At 69.4% G+C, this 21153-nt stretch carries 16 protein-coding genes; 11 read left to right on the plus strand and 5 right to left on the minus strand.

Features of this window, described 5'->3' with window-relative positions:
- Positions 1-176 precede the first annotated feature (176 nt).
- The gene (locus IPK71_09260) at positions 177-2054 is read left to right on the plus strand and encodes a PAS domain S-box protein (GenBank protein MBK8213927.1); all 1878 of its coding nucleotides are present in this window, start codon (positions 177-179) and stop codon (positions 2052-2054) included.
- A 27-nt stretch (positions 2055-2081) separates the two neighbouring features.
- Here the strand turns inward: IPK71_09260 and IPK71_09265 are convergent, their stop codons facing one another.
- Together IPK71_09265 and IPK71_09270 are read right to left on the minus strand one after the other, a co-directional pair.
- A complete protein-coding gene (locus tag IPK71_09265) occupies positions 2082-2951 on the minus strand; it encodes a radical SAM protein (GenBank protein MBK8213928.1) in 870 nt (289 codons plus the stop codon).
- A 42-nt stretch (positions 2952-2993) separates the two neighbouring features.
- Positions 2994-4037 carry an alpha/beta fold hydrolase gene (locus IPK71_09270; protein MBK8213929.1) on the minus strand — a complete coding sequence of 348 codons (1044 nt, stop codon included), beginning with the start codon at positions 4035-4037 and terminating at the stop codon, positions 2994-2996.
- Between the two features lie 278 nt (positions 4038-4315).
- On the opposite strand from IPK71_09270, the gene IPK71_09275 reads away from it, so the two are divergent.
- The 5 genes from IPK71_09275 to IPK71_09295 all read left to right on the plus strand — a co-directional run bounded on the left by IPK71_09275 (position 4316) and on the right by IPK71_09295 (position 13077).
- Complete coding sequence (locus IPK71_09275; protein MBK8213930.1) at positions 4316-5194, plus strand: tetratricopeptide repeat protein; 879 nt, start codon at positions 4316-4318, stop codon at positions 5192-5194.
- A gap of 128 nt (positions 5195-5322) precedes the next feature.
- Complete coding sequence (locus IPK71_09280) at positions 5323-6552, plus strand: EAL domain-containing response regulator (protein MBK8213931.1); 1230 nt, start codon at positions 5323-5325, stop codon at positions 6550-6552.
- Positions 6549-9926, plus strand: a complete 3378-nt coding sequence (locus IPK71_09285; GenBank protein ID MBK8213932.1) for a response regulator — start codon at positions 6549-6551, stop codon at positions 9924-9926. The genes IPK71_09280 and IPK71_09285 overlap by 4 nt, the downstream gene beginning before the upstream one ends.
- Positions 9927-10045: 119 nt before the next feature.
- Positions 10046-11113: an alkene reductase gene (locus IPK71_09290; protein MBK8213933.1), complete on the plus strand. Its 1068-nt coding sequence runs from the start codon at positions 10046-10048 to the stop codon at positions 11111-11113.
- Between the two features lie 212 nt (positions 11114-11325).
- Positions 11326-13077, plus strand: coding sequence for a hypothetical protein (locus IPK71_09295; GenBank protein ID MBK8213934.1), 1752 nt, complete (start codon positions 11326-11328; stop codon positions 13075-13077).
- Positions 13078-13087: 10 nt separating this feature from the next.
- On the opposite strand, the gene IPK71_09300 is transcribed toward IPK71_09295, so the two are convergent.
- On the minus strand, positions 13088-13759 hold the full coding sequence (locus tag IPK71_09300) for a TetR/AcrR family transcriptional regulator (protein MBK8213935.1): 672 nt from the start codon (positions 13757-13759) through the stop codon (positions 13088-13090).
- A 126-nt stretch (positions 13760-13885) separates the two neighbouring features.
- Between IPK71_09300 and IPK71_09305 the strand changes: the two genes are divergently transcribed.
- The 3 genes from IPK71_09305 (at position 13886) to IPK71_09315 (ending at position 16266) form a co-directional block, all read left to right on the plus strand.
- Positions 13886-15571, plus strand: a complete 1686-nt coding sequence (locus tag IPK71_09305) for an NAD(P)/FAD-dependent oxidoreductase (GenBank protein MBK8213936.1) — start codon at positions 13886-13888, stop codon at positions 15569-15571.
- A gap of 208 nt (positions 15572-15779) precedes the next feature.
- On the plus strand, positions 15780-15947 hold the full coding sequence (locus IPK71_09310; protein MBK8213937.1) for a hypothetical protein: 168 nt from the start codon (positions 15780-15782) through the stop codon (positions 15945-15947).
- Positions 15948-16053: 106 nt separating this feature from the next.
- Positions 16054-16266, plus strand: coding sequence for a hypothetical protein (locus IPK71_09315; protein MBK8213938.1), 213 nt, complete (start codon positions 16054-16056; stop codon positions 16264-16266).
- A gap of 12 nt (positions 16267-16278) precedes the next feature.
- Here the strand turns inward: IPK71_09315 and IPK71_09320 are convergent, their stop codons facing one another.
- Both IPK71_09320 and IPK71_09325 read right to left on the minus strand, forming a co-directional pair.
- Positions 16279-16917, minus strand: coding sequence for a hypothetical protein (locus tag IPK71_09320; GenBank protein MBK8213939.1), 639 nt, complete (start codon positions 16915-16917; stop codon positions 16279-16281).
- Between the two features lie 42 nt (positions 16918-16959).
- On the minus strand, positions 16960-18369 hold the full coding sequence (locus tag IPK71_09325; protein MBK8213940.1) for a hypothetical protein: 1410 nt from the start codon (positions 18367-18369) through the stop codon (positions 16960-16962).
- 181 nt (positions 18370-18550) lie between these two features.
- On the opposite strand from IPK71_09325, the gene IPK71_09330 reads away from it, so the two are divergent.
- Together IPK71_09330 and IPK71_09335 are read left to right on the plus strand one after the other, a co-directional pair.
- Positions 18551-19204: a succinate dehydrogenase gene (locus IPK71_09330; GenBank protein MBK8213941.1), complete on the plus strand. Its 654-nt coding sequence runs from the start codon at positions 18551-18553 to the stop codon at positions 19202-19204.
- A 209-nt stretch (positions 19205-19413) separates the two neighbouring features.
- Positions 19414-21147, plus strand: a complete 1734-nt coding sequence (locus IPK71_09335; GenBank protein ID MBK8213942.1) for a hypothetical protein — start codon at positions 19414-19416, stop codon at positions 21145-21147.
- The last annotated feature ends 6 nt before the right edge of the window (positions 21148-21153 follow it).

Raw genomic sequence — 21153 nt, forward strand, 5'->3', positions numbered from 1 at the left:
TTGCACGTCGCGTTCCGTGGGGTCGAAGAATCTTGCGATGGCGCAAGCCCGCGATTTCTCGAGGTCTCCTTGGTCTCGGGCCTCGATCGGGCCGCACCCCTTGCGCAACGCGCAACGCGTGCGAGGACAGATCCGGCCTTTTCGTGGCTCGTCGGCTCGGGATATGGTCGCTCCTCGTGAACGGATCGGACCACGACGGCCCCGGGGGGCGGGCTCACGCCGAGTACCGCGCTCTCTTCGACGACGCTCCCGACGGGGTGTTCGTGGCGGATGGCGATCTTCGCATCCTCGACGTGAACGCCCGCGGATGCGAGCTCGTCGGCCGCACGCGCGAACAGATCGTGGGCCAGCTCGCCGAGGATTTCCTCTTCGAGACCGATCTCTCGGTCGCGCCGATCAAGCGCCACCTGCTCGAGAGCGGCGGGCGCGTGCGAACCGAGCGCCGCTTTCGCCTGCCGACGGGCGAGCCCATGGTGGTCGAGATCCACGCGCGCAAGATCGCGAGCGGCAAGGTGGTCGGCTTCGTTCGAGACGTCACCGACCGTGAAGAGAAAGACGCCTCGCTCCGCCAGTCCCAGAGGAGCTTCCGCGCCCTGATCGACGCCTTCCCGGACGGAGTGCTCGTGCACGACAAGGGCGTCGTCGTCTACGCCAACCCGAGCCTCGAACGCATCCTCGGGCACCCCCTCGGCACCATGCTCGGCAGCAACATGCTCGAGGCCGTGCACCCGGACGACCGCGCCCTCATCGTGCAGCGCATGGCGCAGCTCGACGCCCCCGGGAAGAGCGTGCCGTTCGTGGAAGAGCGCCTCATCCACGCCGACGGTCACACGATCGTGTGCGAGGTCGCCGCCGTGCGTGTCTCGTTCGAAGGGCGCGAAGCCGCAGCCGCCATCATCCGTGACATCTCCGAGCGCATTCGCCTCCAGTCGGAGCTCGCTCGCGCCGACCGCATGACCACCGTCGGTCGCCTCGCCGCCGGCGTCGCGCACGAGATCGGCAACCCGCTCACGTTCGTGCTCTTGAACCTCGAGCATCAGATCCGAGTGCTCGAGTCGCACCTCGAGGGGGGCACCTCCCCCTCGATCGAGACCTTGCGCGTGCTCTCGCAGGGGGCGCGCTTCGCCCACGAGGGGACCGAGCGCGTTGCCAGAATCGTCAAAGATCTCAAAAACTTGAGCCGGCGAGAAGACGAGCCCGTGCTCTTGCTCGACGTGAACGAGCCCATCGAGGCGGCGGTGACGCTCGCGGCCCACGAGCTGGACGGGCGCGGGCGGCTCGAGCTCGATCTCGCGCCCCGTGCTACGGCGCTCGGGGCCGAGGGGCGCCTCTGTCAGGTGTTCGTGAACTTGCTCGTGAACGCCGCGCACGCGCTCGATCCGGCGAAGGCGAGCGAGAACGTCGTCGCCATCACGACTCGGGTCGAGGCCGACACGGTCACGATCTCCATTCGCGACACGGGCTCGGGGATCTCGTCGGCCGATCTCGAGCGCGTGTTCGTGCCCTTCTTTACGACCAAACCCGCCGGTCTCGGGACGGGCCTCGGCCTCCCCATCTCGCGCGACATCGTCGAGGCCTTTGGCGGCACCTTGACGCTCTCGAGCGTGCCGGGCGCGGGAACCACGGCGACCATCGTGCTTCGGCGCCAGGCCGACGCTCCCTCGGCGCGTCCCACCGAAGGCAAGGCACGTCGGCGGCTCCTCGTGGTCGACGACGACGACGCCGTCCTTGGAAGCACCGCGGAGCTTCTCGCGAGCACCTACGACGTGACCACGGCGACCTCGACCGGGCGGGCGAAGGAGCTGCTCGAGGCGGCGACGTTCGACGCGATCGTATGCGACGTGACTATGGGCGGGACCTCGGGCCCGGAGCTCGCGGCGTGGTCGAAGGCGCGAGGCATCGACGCTCCGTTCGTGTTGATGAGCGGTCAAGGCCCCGCGAGCGCGCGCGACGCCAAGCGCGTGCACGCCGTGTTCCTCGAGAAGCCGTTCCTGGAAGGTGTGCTCGTCGATGCCGTCGAGCGCGCGTTGCGCGGCAAGCCCGAGCGGGCCTGACCCTCGGCCCCAGCGCGTCTCGGCGAATCAGAGCCCTCGGAAGGCCTCGGGGCGGAGCGGCACGTCGCCCGCGAGCGCGCGATCGATCGTGCGGAGGATGCGCGCCTTGTCGACCGGGAGTGACCCGCCGAGGGGCAGGTAGTTCGAGGCGTGATTGGTGCGGAATACACACGACGTAGGGCTCGCGTGCTCGACCATGAGGCGCAGCTCCCGGAGCAGATCGGGCACGGGGGGCACGGCGAAGCGGCCCTTCGCGGAGAGCTTCGCGAGCGGGGTGCCCGGCACGACCGTGACCGTAAGTGCCGAGAAGTACGAAGGATTCATGGCGGTTACGAGCTCGCCCGTGGCCTTCGCGTGCGCCTCCCACCGGGCGCCTCCGATGCCGAGCAAGCCGATCACGCTGAGGCCCATGCCGGCCTCGTGCGCCCTCGTGGCGGCCTCGACGTGCGCGGCCGCGTCGTCGCCTTTGGCGATCGACTTCAGGGTGAGATCGTCGCCCGACTCGGGGCCGACGTAGAGCAGCGAGAGCCCTGCCTCGCGGAGCGCTCGGAGCTCGGCGGGCGACTTGTCGAGGACGTTGCGGGCCATGGCGTAACACGAGGCCCGCCGCAGGTTGGGGAAGAGCTCGCGCGCGCGGTCGAGCAGCGTACGCAGGTGATCCGTGGGGAGCACGAGCGCGTCGCCGTCGGCCAAGAAGAGCTTCTCGACGCGGTCGCCGAACGCCGCCGCGGCGGTCTCGAGATCGTCCAGGGCTTCGGCCACGGGGCGCACCCGGAAGGCCTTGTCGCTGTACATGTCGCAGTACGTGCAGTGGTTCCACGAGCACCCGATCGTGGCCTGCACGATGAGGGCATCGGCCTCGGACGGTGGGCGATAGAGCCTGCCTTCGTAGCGCATCGGCGCGGGTCTACCGCGAACGGGGCTCGTTCGCCACGCGGCTCACGTCCCGTCGAAGAACGCGATGGTCGCGCCGCCTCGGGCCTCGGTGCGCGTCACGCCACGAGCGCCTTGGACGACGAAGGGCTCCCCTCGGAGAATCGTCCGATAGAAGGCGCGCATGCCCTCGCCCTTTTGCCCCGAGGGGAGGTAGATCGCGTGGTCGACGTTCGCGCCGCCGAAGTCCGCATAGAGGACCCCGGGGGCGAGCGGCTCTTGCCCGATCGACCGCCCGAGCCGCGTCCCGCGCCCGGTGCCGGCCGCGAGCAGCACGTTGTCGTTTCCGTTCACCGAGACGTACGTCGCGCGGCCGAGCCCCGCTCGGGACAGCCACGTCGCGTGCCCCGCGAGCGCCGTCGCCGACGACCCCACGAGCACCGTATCGAACACGTCGCGGGGCAAGGTGCTCGTGCCGCCGACGGCGGCCTCGAGGACGAGGTTGCCCATGCTGTGGGCGAGGAGCACCACCTTGCGCGCGCCGAGCTTGTTCCCCGCGGTCGCGCGGTAGGCCGAGAGCACCTGCGTGAGGTAGGCGAGGGCCGGCCCTGCCGCTCGAGCTCGCGCCTCGGGGAAGCCGAGCGGGCACCCTTCGTCGGACCCTGGCCAAGAGAAGAGCACCACGGCCGACGACATGGTCCGTTCGAGCTCCGGCACGGCCTCGTCGAGCGACTTCTTCGGCTCGCCTCCACCTCCGCAGGACCGGCCGTGCACGAGCACGATCACCGACGCGGCGCCCGGCTGCTCGGTGACACGAGCGTCGATAGCGGCCCCGAAATCCGAGACCGGCATCTCTCGGTTGGGGAGGATAAAGAGGCGCGAAGGGAAGGGCAGGACGGGCACGCTCGTGCCCTTGGTCCCGGCGTCTCCGGTCGGCGGCGCGGAGGTCCCTGGGCTCGAGCTCGAGGGCATGCCGGGGCTCACCGTGGAGGGCGAGGGGGCTTCGCCGGATGCCGACGTCGAGGGCTCGAGCGGTGACTCCGAAGAGTTCGGGCCGCAGGCCAAGGTCGCGGCGACGAAGAACACGCGGACGATGCGCCAGGGGATCATGGGGGCCTCGGAGCGCGACGGGAGGTGCGCCAGGCCCCGAACCTACCCGCCGCTCCGAGGTAGGTGCCTAAGAAATCCTCATGAATTTCTGAGGGTTACGCTTGCCGTGACGGTGGAATTTTCCGGCCGCGCGGCCAGCGTCTCGACCGCGGAGGCACGAGCGGAGGAGTCCGCGAAGCCAAAGTCGACGGCGAGGGGGCGGGGGACCTCCGACGGCTCCTCGGGCCGTGGCGCCCGGCTTGCGAAAATGGGGCCCGAGCGCAATGCTTCGTCGTCCCATGAGCACCCACGGTGAGCCAAGGTCCGCGCTCGCGCGCCGCCCCCGAACGTTCGAGGAGCTCGCGCGCCTCGGTGATGCCGAGCTCGACGTCGCGACCGGCGCCGCGCTCATCGCGAAGGACGCCTACGGTGGCGTCGACGTCGACGCGCTCCTCTTGAAGGTAGCGCGGCTCGTCGAGCCGCTCGGTCCCGGATCCATCGAGGGCATGTCGACCCGTGAGCAGGCCGAGCTCCTCGCGGCGCACGTTCACGGCACCCTCGGCTTCCACGGCAACGAAGAAGACTACCACGACCCGCGCAATAGCCTCTTGTGCGACGTGCTCGAACGGCGAGTCGGTATCCCCATTTCGCTCGCGCTCGTCTACACCGAGGTTGCCCGCCACCTCGGGATCCGCGCGCGCGGAGTCGCCTTTCCTGGCCATTACCTCGTTCGGGTCGACGACAAGGCGAACCCCACCGCGCGCGACGAGCCCGCCGCCATCGTCGACCCGTTCTCGGGCAAGCTCCTCACGTGGGAGGCCGTCGAGCAGCTCCTCCGAAAGACGCTCGGCGAGAAGGCCAAGCTCTCGCCCATCCACCTGGTCCCGGCGAGCCCACGCGGGACGCTCGTGCGCATGCTCACGAACCTCAAGGTCGTGCACCTCGCGCGCCGCGATTTGGCGCGTGCCCACCTCGCGCTCGACCGCATCCTCTGCCTCACGCCGGCCTCCACGTCGGCCCTCCGCGAGCGTGCCGTGCTCGCCGTCCGGCTCGGCGCCACCCAGAGCGCTCGCGCCGACTTCGAGCGTGTCCTCGAGCTCGAGCCCGAGGCTCAAGACGCCGCCATCTTGAAACAGCACCTCGCGCGCCTCTCGTCGTCTCGCAAAGACCTGAACTGACGAGGTGCGTACACCGGTCACCGGAGTGGCCATAGGGCATGTCGAGCGCCATATGCCGATAGGGCACCGACGCTTGCCAGCGCTCCGTGGCTGAGGTTTGCTTGCTCCTTGGAGCAAGGTGCCGCCCTATGACGCGATCCGATACGGGTGATGGAGAGATCGCGAGGCGCGAGCGCCCCTCGAGCGTGCTCGTGGTCGAGGACGACGCGCTCCAACGGCGTGTACTCTGCAAACGACTCGCCGCGAGCGGCGTCGCGACGATCCACGAGGCCGAGCACGGCATCGAGGCCCTCGCGCTGCTCGCCGCGCACCCCGACGTCGAGGTCGTCGTGTCCGATCTGGCGATGCCCGAGATGGACGGACTGGACCTTTTGTGCGCGATGGCGACGCTCCCGAGCAAGGCATCGTTCGTGCTCCACTCGGCCATGGATCGCCAGCTCCTCGCGTGCATGGAGCTCATGGCCAAGGAACGTGGCATGAGCTTCTTGGGCATTCTCGAGAAGCCGGCCACCGTCGACGACATCCAGCGCGTCGTGCGGCGGCCCGAGCCGAAGGAGCGCCCGTCCCGCGAGACCCTGGTCTTCTCTCATGACGAGCTGAAGGAGGGCCTCGCGCTCGGGCAGTTCGTCCCTTACTTTCAGCCCAAGGTCTCCATGAAAGACGGGGCCATTCGAGGCGCCGAGGCCCTCGCTCGATGGGTGCACCCGCGCTACGGCGTGCTGCCTCCCGGGGTGTTCATCGACACCATGGAGCAGACGGGCCTCATCGGCTCGCTCACGCAGATCATCCTCGAGAAATCGATCCGCGCGGCCCGCACGTGGAACGATCTCGGGCGATCCATATCGGTGTCCGTCAACCTGTCGTTCTCGTTTTTGTCGACGCCGGGCGTGGCCGACAGCATCACCCGCCTCACGCGTGGCTCGGGCCTCGCCCCGGAGCGCCTCATCCTCGAGATCACCGAGAACGTGGCCATGGCCGACGCGGGCATCTGTCTCGAGAACATCGCGCGCCTCAAGGTGAGGGGATATCGACTCTCGATCGACGACTTCGGTGTCGGGTACTCGTCTCTCCAACAGCTCCTTCGAATACCGTTCGACGAGATCAAGATCGATAGGAGCTTCGTCGCCGGGGTGAAGCCGCTCTCACGTTCGGCCACCATGCTGGAGGCCACCCTCGGTATGGCGCAACGCCTCGACATGGTCTCCGTAGCCGAGGGCATCGAGACGCGGGAAGAGTGGGATTTTCTAGCCTCGGTCGGCACCGCGCTCGCGCAAGGCTACTTCGTCTCGCGCCCCATCTCGGGGGACGATCTCGAGGCGCGGCTCCGCGCGGGCACCGAGTGGGTGCCCCCACGGTGACCCCCGTACCCGAGCCCCCCGAGCCCGATTTCCCGCCTCCCGACGGAGACGACGCCCCCTCCCACCCCGGGCTCCGCGGAGCGGCGTTCGCGGCGGCATTTCCGTTCTACCTCGAGTGGGACGACTCCCTCGTCGTGACGCGCGTGGGGCCCCACGCCGCGAAGGTCGTCGTGGGGATCGCCCCGGGCGCGCGCCTCGTCGAGCACGTGGTCGCGCGCCGGCCGGCCGGCCCCATCACCCGCGGGCTCTTCGTCGCCGGGGCGGGGACGGCCATGTTGCTCGAGTGCAAATCGAGCGGCGCCGTGCTCCGAGGCCCTGTCGAGCGGATCGACGGGCGATACCTCTTCCTCGCGTCGCCCTGGCTCGCCGGGCCCGCCGAGCTCTCGGCGCGGGGGTATGTCGCGAGCGATTTCGCCCTCCACGACCAGACCTTCGAGCTGCTCGACGTGGTGCGGTCGCACGAGCTCGCGAACGACGATCTCAAGCGCCTCGCCGATCGGCTCACCCTCCAACGGGCTCAGCTCCGCGAGAAAGAGGCCGAGTCGGGCAAGCTCGCGCTCATCGCCTCGCGGAGCGCCAACGCCATCCTCATGACCGACGCGCTCGGTCGCATCGAGTGGACGAACGAGGGGTTTTCGCGGCTCTCCGGGTGGTCGCTCGAGGAGCTTCGCGGCAAGACGCTCACGTCGTTCCTCGAGTGGAGCGCCTCCGACATGAACGCGGTCGAGCACATGCGCGCCCAGATCCTGCGCGGGGAGGGCTTCCAGACCGAGACGCTCGCGTACGCGCGCGATGGTCGCCCCTACTGGGTGGCCGTCGACGCCCAGCCCATCTTCGTCGAGGGGCAGCTCGCGCACTTCGTGGCGATGGGGAACGACATCACCGAGCGCATCGTCGAACAGGATCGCCAGGCGTTGCAGATCGCCGCGTCGCGTGCGCTCGCCAAGGCGGGCGGCCTCGAAGCCGTCATGTTCGACGTGCTCGGCGTCGTCGGCTCGCGTATGGGATACACCCTCGGGGCCGCGTGGGCGCTCGACGGCGACTCGCCCAGCGCGCGCCTCCGCGTCGTCGCTTCGTGGGAGCGCGCCAAGGGCATGGCGGGGCCATTCTTCCTCTCGTCCGCGGCCGCGTCGTTCGGTGTCGGCGAGGGGCTCCCGGGGCGGGTGTGGGCCGAGGGAGGCACGGTCGTCGGGGCCGACCTTTCGGCCGTGCCGGGAGATCCGCGTGCGGCTACGGCGGTCGAGTGTGGGGTACGGTCCTACATGGCGGTCCCCATCGTCGACGGGGCGGCGTTCCTCGGCGTCCTCGAGCTGTTCGGCCCCGTGCGCGAAATACCTAATCCGAAGCTCGTCGACGCGCTCCGCGAGATTGGCCATCAGCTCGGCGCCTACGCCGTTAGAAAGCGCGCCGAGGAGTCCCTCCGCGAGGCCAAGGAGGCGGCCGAGGCGGCGAGCCGCGCGAAGAGCGAGTTCTTGGCCACGATGAGCCACGAGATCCGCACTCCCATGAACGGCGTGCTCGGCTTCGTGCAGCTCCTCCAGCAATCTCCCCTCACGAGCCAGCAGTCCGATTTCGTCGCCTCGATCCGGAGCAGCGCCGAGAGCCTCCTCAACGTCATCAACGACGTGCTCGATTTCTCCAAGATCGAGTCGGGGCACATGGAGATCGAGCGCGCTCCGTTCTCGCTCGAGCAGTGCGTCGAAGAGGCCGTCGAGACGGTGGCCATGGCGGCAGGAGAGAAGGGGCTCGATCTGGCCGCGCGCATCGACCCGGCCGTGCCCACCGGCGTGCTCGGTGACGTGCTCCGGGTGCGCCAGGTGCTCGTGAACCTGCTCGGGAATGCGGTGAAGTTCACGTCCCACGGCGAGGTCTCGCTCGAGGTGTCGAGCGACGCCCAAGCCCCCGACAAGGTGCGGTTCTCCGTGCGCGACACGGGGATCGGGATCCCGGCCTCGAAGCTCGAGTCCCTCTTTCAGCCGTTTCACCAGGTCGACAGCTCCACGTCGCGAAAATACGGTGGGACGGGCCTCGGGCTCGCCATTTGCCGGCGCCTCGTCGGCCTCATGGGTGGAGAGATCACGGCGGCGAGCGTCCCCGGTCGGGGCGCCGAGCTCTCGTTCGTGATCCCGCTGCCGCCGTCGCTCGGAGAGACCCGCTCCGCCCACTCGATGCAGGTGCCGTCGCTCGTGAGCCGCCGCGCGTACGTGGCCGACGCACACCCGCTCTCGCGCGGGGTGATCCGCGAGATGCTCGAGCGCTGGGGCATGGACGTGCGCTCGGGCGACTCGCTCCGTGACGCGAAGACGGAGGGGTGGTCGCCGCACGTGGTGCTGCTCGACTGCGACGTCCCTTCCGGGGAGTCGGTCGACGCCGTTCGGGGGCTCGCCGCCGGGGGCGCCACGGTGTTGCTCATGTGCAGCTCGGGCCGCGGCGCCAAGCTGCGAGAGTCCTATGGCGCGGCGATCTCCGCGACGCTCCTCAAGCCGCTCAAGGTGTCCCCTCTCTTCAACCTGCTCGTCTCGCACGCCGACCGCGCGGGAGACAAGAAGGTGTCTCGGAGCCGCATGGTGGCGCCCATCGTCGTCGGCAATCGGCCGCTGCGCCTCTTGCTCGTGGAGGACAACGCGGTCAATCGAAAGCTCGCCCTCGCGGCCTTGGCGCAGCTCGGGTGCAGCGCCGACGTGGCGCAGAACGGCAGAGAGGCCATTCGGGCGGTCAAGGCGACCCGCTACGATGCCATCTTCATGGATGTGCAAATGCCCGGGATGGACGGGCTCGAGGCCACTCGCGCGATACGCGTGTGGGAGAGCGACGCGGGGGCGAGGCCTGCGAGGATCGTGGCGCTGACGGCCAACGTGCTCTCGGGTGATCGCGAGAACTGCCTGCGCGCGGGTATGGACGACTACCTCCCCAAGCCGCTCCGGCTCGACGCGCTCCGGAGCTTCTTGCAGGCCGTATGCGACGGCCGCGACGCGCCGACCCACGAGTCGCCCGTGCCGCCCCCGCCGAGCTCCACCGTGCACGACGTGCTCCGCGATCTCGTCGCGGACGTGTCGCTCGACGAGGCCGTGCTGCTCGCGAAGGACTACGTGGGCTCCCTCGGCGACCAACTCGCCTCGCTTCGCCGGGCCATCGCCTCGGGCGATCTCGTAGTCGGCGCGAGGCTCGCGCACTCCCTGAAGGGCTCCGCCGCCATCTTCGGGCTCGATGCCACCAAGGCGTGTGCGGCCAAGGTCGAGGCGGCCTGCCGCGACGGGCGCTCCGACGAAGCCGTGAGCGCGACCTCCGCCCTCGAGGCCGCGAGCCGCGACGACGCCCACGAGCTCGACGTGGCCCTCGCGGCGCTCTCCGACTCCGTCGCCCGAATGAGCTGATCCGTCCCTGCGCCGCCTCGAGTGAATGTTCTCCTAGAGAGAACGATGTGGACCGGAATGGTGTACTTCCGAAAGGGAAGCAAGGTGCGCACGCTGCGGGCTCCACGGAAGGAACTCGCATGCTCTTCGATTCGACCACCCTCGCCGGCCTCTCGCTCAAGAACCGCTTCGTGATGGCTCCCATGACCCGGTCGCGCGCCGAGGGCAACGTCCCGAACGCGCTCATGGCCGAGTACTACGCGCAGCGCGCGGGCGCGGGCCTCATCGTCACCGAGGGCACCTCCCCGTCGCCGAACGGGCTCGGGTACTCGCGCATCCCTGGTCTCTTCTCGGCCGCGCAGGTCGAGGGGTGGAAGCTCGTCACCAAGGCCGTGCACGACAAGGGCGGCGCCATCTTCGCGCAGCTCATGCACACGGGCCGCGTCGGTCACGTGGCGAACCTCCCCGCCGGCGCCGAGGTCGTGGGGCCCACCGCCGTGGCCTGCCCGGGCGACATGTACACCGACGCCGAAGGCCCGAAGCCTCACTCCGCGCCGCGCGCGATGACCGACGCCGACATCGCGAAGGCCGTGGCCGAGCACCTGACGGCCGCGAAGAACGCGGTGGCCGCGGGCTTCGATGGCGTCGAGATCCACGGCGCAAATGGCTACTTGGTGGAGCAGTTCCTGAACGCCAACGTCAACACTCGCACGGACGGCTACGGCGGCTCGGCCGAGAACCGCAACCGCTTCGCGCTCGAGATCGTGCGCGCGGTCGCCGACGCGATCGGCAAGAACAAGGTGGGCATTCGCATCTCGCCACACGGCGCCTTCAACGCGACGGGTTCGTTCGACGGCGTCGACGCGCAGTACCTCGCGCTCGCCAAGGAGCTGTCGAAGCTCGGCATCGCCTATCTGCACTTCGTCGATCACTCGTCGATGGGCGCGCCGCCCGTGCCGGCCGAGCTGAAACGAGGCGTCCGCGAGGCGTTCGCGGGGGCTTTCGTTCTCTCGGGTGGGTACGACGCCGCGCGCGCCGAGGCCGATCTCGTCGAGAAGCGGGGAGACCTCGTCGCCTTCGGTCGCCCGTTCCTCGCGAACCCCGACCTCGTCGCGCGCTTCGCCAAGGGCGCGCCCCTGAACGACGTCGACATGGCCACGTTCTACACGCCCGGTCCGAAGGGCTACACGGACTACCCGGCCCTCTGACCGCCGCCTCGTGACTCCCCCGCCGTGCCCCGGGCCCCTCCCTCCCCGGGGCACGGCCCTTTTGTGATCTCGATTTCGTCCTTGGTTTCGCGGGGTTAGTCGCGGCGGTCCCTTGGGGCTGCGTCGAGACTGGAAGCGTGAGCTCGGCCATGTCATGACAGGGGCGAGCGTGTGGGTGGCAGGCTCCGTCCTCGCGCTCCAGAAAGGCCCCCATGCGCGCTCTCCCGTTTCGGTCGTCCGTCGTCGCGCCGCTCCTCGTCGCGCTCGTCGCGTGCAGCGACTCCGCGCCGCCGCAAGCCGACGTGGGCGCGACCGATCTCGCCTTCGCGAGCGCGCACGGCGTCCTCCTCGACTTCGAGTTCGATGGGGAGCTCACGTCGCCTTCGCAGGCTCCCACGACGCTCCGTGCGCAGATCGCGGCGCAGCTCATGTACACGGTCGGGCAGCTCAACGGGCAGAGCTCGGTCGGCCGCATGGAGCGGCTCGAGGTGACGAACCTCGTGGCCACGGCGAACGCCTCGGGTACGTACGACGTCACCTACCACGCGAAGCTCCCGGTCGCGTGGGGTCGCCCTACCCAGGTGCCTGCAAGCTACACATTTCGTGTCCCGAGGGACGCGACCACCGCAGGCCTCGACACGTGGGTCTCTACCTACAACACGACGTGCGTAGGCTCGGAGGGCAGCGGCGCCGACCGCTGGAGCTTCTGGTACTACTACCGCCCGGCCGTCGGGGCGTGTGTCCAGTCGCCGAGCGACACCGTCTTCGCGGCCGCCACGGTCACGCGCTCGCCCGACAACACCGTGGGCAAATATCCCGAGTACGACAAGGTGTGGAGCGACGGGTCGTTCAACGTCGTCGCGATGTTCGGCCGGAACGAGAGCGGCGCCACCGCCGACACGGACGCCGGAATTCGCGACTACAACACCTTCGTGTCGCAGGTGCGGAGCTACGTGCGCTCGGTCCAACCGGACGTCACCAAGATCACGGAGACCCCTGGCCTCACGAGCACGCCGGGCGTCGCCATGCCCCAGGTCACCATCTCGGCGACGTTGCCGCTCCTCGCGGGCGAGCTCACCGCGCGCACCTTGAAGGTCGACGTGATGCTCACCGGATACCGCATCTACCAAGACGGCGTCACCTTCGACACGTGGTACTCGGCGCTCACCCCCACGGCCGACATGGTGCTCTACAACGGGCACGCGGGCCTCGGCGAGAACGTGCGCACCCTCATGAACAAGGGCGAAATCGGCGCCGGCCAATACACGATTTGGATGGTGAACGGCTGCGACACCTTCGCCTACGTCGACCCGACGCTCGCGAACCGGGTGTCGGCCGCGAACGGCGGCGCGTCGCCCACGCTCTACCTCGACACCGTGTCGAACGCGATGCCGAGCTACTTCACGCGCACGCCCGGCGGCTCGATGACCATGATCCGCGCCCTCATGGACGTGCTCGCGCCGAAGACCTACCCCGAGATCTTCGCCAACATCGACCCGCTCCAGATCGTCGTGGTCACGGGCGAAGAAGACAACACGTTCGACAAGACCAAGACCGTGATCCCGGGGGTCCCTCCGGGTGGCCTGACCGACGCGGGCGCCGACGGCAGCAGTGACGCGGGGACCGGCACGGACGGGAGCAGCGACGCGGGGACCGGCACGGACGGGAGCAGCGACGCAGGGCTCACCGACGCGGGAACCACGAAGCCCGACGCCTCGACCCCTCCGCCTGCGCCGACGGGCACGGCGCCTCCCGCGCCGACGGGCACGGTGCCTCCCGCACCGACGGGTACGGCCGTCCCCGCTCCTGGCGCAGGCGGCGAACCGGGCAACGAGACGGGGTGCGCGTGTGAGACCGCCCCGGGCACCTCGGCTGGCGACGTCTCGGGGGCCTCGTTCGCGGCCTTCGGGCTCGTGGGTCTCTTCGCCGCCCGCCGCCGCCGAACGACGTCCGATCGGCGCTGAAGCGACCGGGTCAGCCGTATCCGCGCGGCGCGGGGGCCCCGGCGCTCGCGCCTTCGAAAAATACGCTCGAGAGCAGCGCCACGTACCCCTTGATGCGCTTGGGGCCGGCCGGCACGTGCCCGCTCACGAGGAGCGACGCGATGCCGTGCACGAGGGACCACGCGGCGAGGGCGAGCTCGCGGGCCGACAGATCCGTGCGAACTACACCCTTTTGGCGCCCCTCTTCGATCGCGCGCTCGAGCAGCGCGTAGCTCTCGGCGCCGCGCGCCTCGGGGCCGGCCTCCGCGATGGGGTACGTCAGCACGAGGCGAAACACGGCGGGCTCCCCCACCGCGAACCGGACGTAGGCCTCACCGAGGGCCGCGACGCGGGCGCGTGGATCGTGCCCGGCGGAGAGGAGCGCCTCGTGCTCGAGCTCGGCGAGCCGTGCGAGGCCTTCGGCGCGGAGCGCGTGGAGGAGGTCTTCCTTGCCGTGGAAATGCCGGTACGGCGCGTTGTGCGTGACGTCGGCGGCCCGGGCGAGCTCGCGGAAGGTGAAGTCGAAGGTGCCGCGCTCGGCGAAGAGCGCGAGGGCCGCGTCGAGCAGGGCTCTGCGTAGATTGCCGTGGTGGTATCCCCGCTCGGGCTCGGGGGGCGCCGCGGACGCGTTTCGCCTCGGCCTGCCCGCGCGTTTCGGTTCCATCCCCCCACGGTAGCGCTCGGCATAAATGTGGACAAGCGCCACATTTGGGTTGCAGACCTTTCGCGATGAGGTCAAAACGGTCGGGCAGGCGAGCCGCTCGAGGCGCGCCATTTCCGAGGGAGCCTCATGTCCGCGTCCATCGACCTCACCCAAGAGCCCTCCGAGCGCATCGGTCTCGCCAACAAGCGCCGCGCCCACGCCCGCGCCCCCGAGCGGGTCGACGTGGCCATCGTCGGCAGCGGGCTCGGCGGCCTCGTCGCGGCGGCGACCTTGGCGAAGCAGGGCAAGAAGGTGGCCGTGTTCGAGGCGCACTACACCGCCGGTGGCTGCGCCACGCAGTTCTCGCGGGGGCCGAAGAGCGCGCGGTACATGTTCGACGTGGGCCTCCACTACATCGGAGACTGCCACGAGGACGGGACCATCCCTCGGCTCCTCCGCGACATGGGCATCTCGGTCGAGTTCGCCGAGATGGACCGCGGCGGCTTCGACACGCTCGTCTTCCCCGATTTCCGCTTCCGTATCCCCGCGAACCTCGAGCTCTACCGCGAGCGCCTCGTCGACCTCTTTCCTCACGAGCGCCGAGGGATCGACAAGTACGTGCGCCTCGTGCGCGCGGTCATGAACGTGGGGCGCGTCGTCGAGCGCGCCGAGGGGCGAAGGCCGAGCCTCGTCGAGCTCGCCAAGATCGCCGTGGATGGCCTCTACCTCGCCACCAAACAAGACGCCACCATGGCCGACGTGCTCGAGGGCACGGTGCGCGATCCGCGGTGTCGCGCGGTGCTCCTCGGCCAGAGTGGCGATTACGGGCTACCCCCGTCCAAGGTGAGCGCGTTCTTGCACATGGGCCTCGCGGGCCACTACTTCCGCGGCGCCTTCTACCCGAAGGGCGGCGGGCAGATCATCGCCGACCGCATCGCCGAGCGGATCGAGGCGCTCGGGGGCGAGGTCCACCTCCGGAGCCCCGTGTCCAAGATCCTCGTCGAGGACGGCCGCGCCAAGGGGCTCCGCCTCGCCGCGAAGGCGGGGGACCCCGAGAAGATCGTGTGGGCTGACGTGGTGCTCTCGAACGCCGACTACAAACGCACGTTCCTCGAGCTCGTGGGGCCGGAGCATCTGCCCTCGGGGACCGTGAAGCGCGTCGAAGACTCGAAGATGGCCGCCGCGCTCTTCATGACGTTCGTCGGTCTCCGCGGAGATGGCCGCGACCTCGGAATGACCAACAGCAATATTTGGCAGTTCGATCACTACGACGTCGAGTCGTTCTACGAGCGGGCCGACCGCGGGAGCGGACCCATCGGCGTCGCCGGGTGTTACATCACGAGCGCCTCCCTGAAAGACCCGGAGAACGCCCTGCATCACGCGCCCGCGGGGCACACCGGCCTCGAGATCATGGCGGTCGTCCCGGGCTCGCCCGAGCGGTGGGGCGCCACCGGAAACCCGAGCTCGTGGGACTACAAACACGGGGAGACCTACAAGGTGCGCAAGCAGGAGCTCGAAGACGCCCTCGTGGCGCGGCTCGAGCACGTGTTCCCGGGCGCCACCTCGCGGATCGTCTTGCGCGAGAGCGCGAGCCCGATGAGCCACACGCGCTTCACCGGGGCCTCGGGCGGCACGGGGTACGGGCTCGCGTGCACCCCCGACCAGTTCATGAAGGCTCGCCCCGGGTACCGCTCTCCAGTCCCTGGGCTCTACCTCACGGGCGCGTCTACGCGCGCTGGGCACGGCATCGTCGGCGCCATGATGGGCGGAAAATCGGCCGCGCAACGCATCCTGGCCGACGCCGACAAGGCCCTGCGCGCGGCGACGGCATGACGACGAGCGGAACGAATCGCGTCGGTCCGTGAGGCCCTCGTCGCTCCTCGTGTCGGATCGATCCGATCCAGCCCGCGAAAGGCTCGGTCGTGGCCGAATGTCCGGTCGGCGCTCTCGCGGCGAGGATCGAGGGGATCCTCCGCCCCCTCCGTCACCTCGCTTTTTTCGCGACGATCTCGCAGGCACGGCGCATGCTTCGCTCTCGCCCATGGACGCTGTCATCGGCCAAGACGACATGGGCGCGACGCACGTGGACGGAGCGGAAGACGTGCTCGAGGTCGACACGATCGACCTCCTGCCCGACTACGACGACGACGAGATCACGCTCGTCATTCCGTCACGGCCGCCGCCCGCGCCCGTCGAGTCGCACGCCTGAGGACGGCCTCGGTCCTCCCGTGGACCTTTTGCGTCCCTCGTGTGTCTCGTCGCGCGTGCGGTCCGCGGGAGCTCTTGTCGGCACGCCGAATGCTTCGGTCCCTACCATGGGCTACGACGCGGACTCATGGGCCAAGATCGCCGAGCGGCTCGCCGCCGTTCGGATCACGGTGAGCGTCCCTGCGAGGGTTCGTGACGCGTGGAGCGCGCTCGACGAGGACGACATGCGCCTCGAGCGAAGGCTCGACAGGGGCCCATTCCGCGACGACCCCGACGACGACACGGAGGTGGCGGTGCCTCGGGTGCCCCCACGAGGCTGACGCGCCGATAGGCTACTTCGCGACGAACGAGTCCTGGAATTTGGCGACGATGGTGGCGTCGGGTCGGGTCGCCGGCTCGACGACCAAGGTCTGGTAGAAGCGCCTTCCGGCGATGTAGATCCGTAGATATCCCGTGGCCTTGATGGGGCTCGAGACGTCGAACACGATGTCTCTCCCGGTGGCTTTTCCGGCCTTGATGGTCTTCTCGGTGCGGATGCGGCCGCCGCCACCCTTCACGGCCCCGTCACGCGCGCCGTCGAGGGCCTTTTTGGTGTCGACCTGGGCCGTGAGTGGGAAGTCCATCCAGGCGATGGCGTAGTACGAGTCGCGGTACGAGGACGACGCCTCGTGTTGAATCATGGTGCCCGCCGCGCTCGCCTGGGGAGAGGCTTTCTGCTCGGGCTTCCCGGGGAACGTGATGGTGAATTTGGTGGGCTCGGGCTCGAACACCGTCCACGTCGGTCCCGCGTCTTTCGGGGTCGCCGAGGCCTTGGGTGGGGGCGAGCTCGCCTCGGCCGTGGGCAGATCCGTCGGCACCGTGCTCACCGTCGGATCGGGGGCGACGATGGGCGATGGCTTGGGCTTGCGCTTGCACCCGGCGATCGAGAGCGACACGCACAGGGTGAGGGCGACGACGAGGGGCTTGCGCATGGCCCTACCGTACACGACCTCGTCTCGGCGCGAGGTACCGTCTCACGCCTTCCACACGAGCAGCGCCGCGAGGAGCGCGAACCCGAGGACGACGAGGGCGATGCCCACGACCACGCTGCCCGCGCTCGCGCGCTTCGTGACACGCGCCGCAGGGGCGACCTCGCTGCCCTCTTCGTCGAGGGCGCGCACGGCCGACTCGATCGTCTCACGGGCCTCGCGCGCGATCCGCAGCGCCAGCGTGGTCTCGATCACGGCGGCCGCGAAGAGGCCGATGAGGGCGATGGCGAGCCCGAGCCGCGCGCGCTTGGTGTCGTCGCTCCGTCGCTCCGGGAGCCCGTCGAGCAGCTCCTGTCGCGTGAAGCCGAAGCCGGGTCGCATCGCCAGCGCAGCCCGCTCGCGGCACGAAGGCGGAATTTTATTGTCTTTACGTACGTTTATGGCTCTCGCGATCGCCGCGCCCTCGAGCTTCTCGGCGCCGCGAGGATCTCCCGACGTCACGATCCAATAGGTGCCCTCGGGCAGCGGCGGGGCAAGGAACGCCGCGCTCGGGCCGGACGGCTCCGGGGTGAGCGCCAACGTCGTCGCGAACACGCGTCCGTCGTCGTCGTCGATCTCGGCATAGGCCACTTTGCGCTCACCGGGCGCACGCACCGTGACGGCGAACGGGGCCATCGGGGCGACCTCGCGCGCGGCGTCGACGTAGAAGGCGCCGTGCGCGACCGGCAGCGCCAAGAAGGTCGTGCCCTCTTTGCCGTCGGGCGTCTTGGCGGCGATCGTGAGGCCTACGGTGTGGAACGTGGCGCGGAGGTTCCCGAAGGCATATCCGTCGTCGCACGTGTGCGAGAACGGCTCGGCGTCGAGGCCCGGGTCGGCCGTGAGCGTGATCTCCGCGTTGCTCACCGCAGCTCCGCCCGCGCGCGTGACGTGTACGACCGACGGGACGGGATATCCCACGACGAGCTTCTCGTCCGTCACGTAGAGGTCGACCACGAGCTCGCCCGTGCGCTTCGTCACACGCGCCGGCCGCGCGGTGGCGCCGTTCGGACCGAAAGGAGTCCGCGGGACGGTCACGCGGCCCGTCGCCAGTGGGCGTGGCTCGTCGTTCGTGCGCACGAGCACGTCGAGCTCCGACGACTGCGCGTGGGTGAGGGGCACCGAGAGCTCGATGACGCCGTCGACGTTCGTGTCGGTCACCACGTGGGTCACCTTGCCCGTGGTGACCTCCGTGACGGACACGTCGACCGCGGACACGTGCACCGCCTCGCGCACGCCGCGATCGTCGAGGAACGTGACGATTTGGAGCACCACCTCGCCCCGCGCCGCCGAGGGCGGTGACGCCCACACCGACGCCGCGCGGACCGCACCCTTTCCCCCGATGCGGAGACCGAGCACGAGCACGAGCACGGCCACGAGCGGCGTGAGCACCAAGAGGGCCATGCGGGCTCGGTTCACGCGCGCGCTCCGTCGTTCTCGGTCACGTCGCGAGCGTATCGCCTCCCGCCCCCTTTCGCGCAACGGATGCGCAGGGCCTCGACGAGGCCGAAAATCGCAGCCGGGACAAAGAGTGTAGAAGACTCTATTTGTCGCATGAACCTTGTCAAGGAGGGCCAAGAGGGCCTAGAGGACGTTCATCATGTCCGAAGCCGCAGCCTCCGCCCCCAAAGCCGCCGATGGTGCGTTCCTCCGATCCCGTTTGGGCAGCCTCTTGGCGGTGGTGCCCCTCGGCCTCTGGACGTTGAACCACCTGTGGAACAACCTCGCGGCGTTCAAGGGCGCACAGGCGTGGCAGACGCAGGTCACCGAGTACCCGCACCCGCTCGCGCACCTCATCACCATGATCGTGGTGCTGCTCCCGCTCGTGCTCCACACCATCTGGGGCATCTCGCGGATGGCGCAGACGAGGCCGAACCTCCACACCTACACGTTCTTCGGCAACCTGAAGTTCATCCTTCAGCGCCTCTCGGCCATCGGGCTCATGCTCTTCCTCGGCGCGCACGTGTGGCTCGCCATGCTCCACCCGCGCTTCGTCGAGGGGCACCCCGAGGCGTTCGCGCACATCTCGGAGCAGATGCGCCACCACGGCCCCACGCTCGGCGTCTACCTCCTCGGCACCCTCGGTGTCGCGTACCACCTCGCGAACGGCCTCCACACGTTTTCGATGGGCTGGGGCCTCGTCGCGAGCCGTCGCGCGCTCCGCAAGCTCGACATCGCCGTTATCGGCCTCTTCGTCGCGTTCCTCGGCATGGGCTGGGCGGTCGTCTACGCGCTCTGGTCGGCCGGCGCCTGAGCCGACCTCTCCCGACGACACCGTTCGCGTGACCTCGCGCCCTTCTCCACTTCGGAGAGGGGCGCGCTTCTTCGTGCACCCCGCGACGTCTGAAAAGTGGCGCGCGCCGTGCAACATTCCCGTGCGCGCGGCGGAAACCCGGCGGTTTTCGGGGGGAGTGATTCCCACGAGGGCGCAATTCCGGCGGTCTCGCGCAGAACGTGCACCCCATGCGAGCTCTTCACGCGGTCCTCTCCGTCGCCATCCTGCTCGGCTCGATCGCCGCGTGCGGCTCCGACGGCGTGGGAGGAGGTCCCGAAGCCGACGGGGGCTCTCCCGATGTCCCCGCGGATGGTCCGCCCGCGTGGGCCAACGCACAGGGGGAGCGTAGGGCCGCCCTCCCGAAGCAGGCTCCAGCCAAGACGACCTTCTTCACCACGAGCGACGCGTGCGCCCAGTGCCACACCGCGGGCGACGGCAAGGTGATGCGCGATGCCAAGGGGCGCGACATCTCCCCCGTGACGACGTTCCGGCCGTCGATGATGTCGATGGCCGCGCGCGATCCGTTCTACCTCGCCGTCGTCGACGAAGAGCGGACCGCGCGCCCGGGCGCCGAGGCGTTGATCGACGGCGCGTGCACCAAGTGCCACGCCCCGGCGGCCGTGATCGAGCGCGGTCTCGGCGGCAAAGGGATCACCATCCCCGAGCTCTTCACCGGCCAAGACCCCGAGATGCACGCCGGTCGAGAAGGTGCAACCTGCACGGTTTGCCACCAGACCACGAAGCCCCAGGGCCTCGTCGACACGACCTTCGGCGGGGCGTTCTCGGTGGGCGAAAACAGGGAAATTTACGGCCCGCATCAGGGGCCGACCACCGACCCGATGAAGCTCTTCGTGAGCTACGTGCCCACCTACTCCGACCACGTCACGCGCTCGGAGCTCTGCGCGTCGTGCCACACGGTCTTCACGCGCGCGCACGACGTCACGGGCAAGGCCACGGGGCCGCGGCTGCCCGAGCAGGTCACGTACCTCGAGTGGCGGAACTCGGTCTACGCGAGCACTGGCGCTTCCGGCGCGTCGTGCCAGTCGTGCCATATGCCCGTCGGGGACGACGACGGAGTGCCCATTTCCGCCGTGCTCTCCAAGATCCCGCCGAACGGGCTCGGCGAGCGAAAGCCCATCGGTCGGCACTCGCTGCTCGGGGGGAACGTCACCATGCTGCGCGCGTTCTCCGACGATGGCGGCTGGTCGGGGGCGTCGGCCGATTCCTCGGCCTTCAAGGAGCAAGCCGAGCGCACGGTGAAGAACCTCGAGACCGCGGCCAAGCTGACCGTGGCTGCCCCGCGTCGCACCGCGCGAGGGCTCGAGGTCGACGTGACCGTCGAGAACCGCACGGGCCACAAGCTGCCGACGGGATACCCGTCACGCCGGGCGTGGCTGTACGTGAAGGTCACGGGGCCCTCGGGGTACGTCTTCGAGAGCGGTCGCTCCGACGCGTTCGGGCGCATCGTCGACCGGGCGGGGCACGTACTTGGCAAAGGTACGTACTTTCCCCACCGCGACACCATCACGCGGGACGACGAAGTGCTCGTGTACGAGGCCGTCTTGGGCAACGACAAGGGCGAGGTCGTGACACGCCCGCTCGACGCCACCCGCTACCTCAAAGACAATCGCCTCTTGCCGCTCGGCTGGTCGAAAGACCACCCCGATGGGCCCATCACGACCTCGTTCGGTCCAGAGCGAGATCCCGATTTCTCGTCGAGCGATACCGTGCACCTCGTGCTCGCGAACGTGCCCGAGGGCGCCGTCGAGATCTCGGCGGAGCTGCGATTCCAAAGCCTTCGGCCCTCGGAGCTCGACGGCCTCGCGCTCCACCCCACGCCCACGGCGCGCACGCTCTTCGACATGGTCAAGACGAAGCTCGAGCCCGTCGTCATCGCCAAAGCGACGAAGTCCGGGCCCTGAAGCGCC

The organism is Myxococcales bacterium, from assembly GCA_016712525.1.
Taxonomy (GTDB): domain Bacteria; phylum Myxococcota_A; class Polyangia; order Polyangiales; family Polyangiaceae; genus JAAFHV01.

Coding starts and splice junctions, on each gene's coding strand:
- IPK71_09265 (MBK8213928.1), bottom strand. CDS start 2,951: ATGCGCTACGAAGGCAGGCTCTATCGCCCACCGTCCGAGGCCGATGCC.
- IPK71_09270 (MBK8213929.1), bottom strand. CDS start 4,037: ATGATCCCCTGGCGCATCGTCCGCGTGTTCTTCGTCGCCGCGACCTTG.
- IPK71_09275 (MBK8213930.1), top strand. CDS start 4,316: ATGAGCACCCACGGTGAGCCAAGGTCCGCGCTCGCGCGCCGCCCCCGA.
- IPK71_09280 (MBK8213931.1), top strand. CDS start 5,323: ATGACGCGATCCGATACGGGTGATGGAGAGATCGCGAGGCGCGAGCGC.
- IPK71_09290 (MBK8213933.1), top strand. CDS start 10,046: ATGCTCTTCGATTCGACCACCCTCGCCGGCCTCTCGCTCAAGAACCGC.
- IPK71_09295 (MBK8213934.1), top strand. CDS start 11,326: ATGCGCGCTCTCCCGTTTCGGTCGTCCGTCGTCGCGCCGCTCCTCGTC.
- IPK71_09300 (MBK8213935.1), bottom strand. CDS start 13,759: ATGGAACCGAAACGCGCGGGCAGGCCGAGGCGAAACGCGTCCGCGGCG.
- IPK71_09305 (MBK8213936.1), top strand. CDS start 13,886: ATGTCCGCGTCCATCGACCTCACCCAAGAGCCCTCCGAGCGCATCGGT.
- IPK71_09310 (MBK8213937.1), top strand. CDS start 15,780: ATGGACGCTGTCATCGGCCAAGACGACATGGGCGCGACGCACGTGGAC.
- IPK71_09315 (MBK8213938.1), top strand. CDS start 16,054: ATGGGCTACGACGCGGACTCATGGGCCAAGATCGCCGAGCGGCTCGCC.
- IPK71_09320 (MBK8213939.1), bottom strand. CDS start 16,917: ATGCGCAAGCCCCTCGTCGTCGCCCTCACCCTGTGCGTGTCGCTCTCG.
- IPK71_09330 (MBK8213941.1), top strand. CDS start 18,551: ATGTCCGAAGCCGCAGCCTCCGCCCCCAAAGCCGCCGATGGTGCGTTC.
- IPK71_09335 (MBK8213942.1), top strand. CDS start 19,414: ATGCGAGCTCTTCACGCGGTCCTCTCCGTCGCCATCCTGCTCGGCTCG.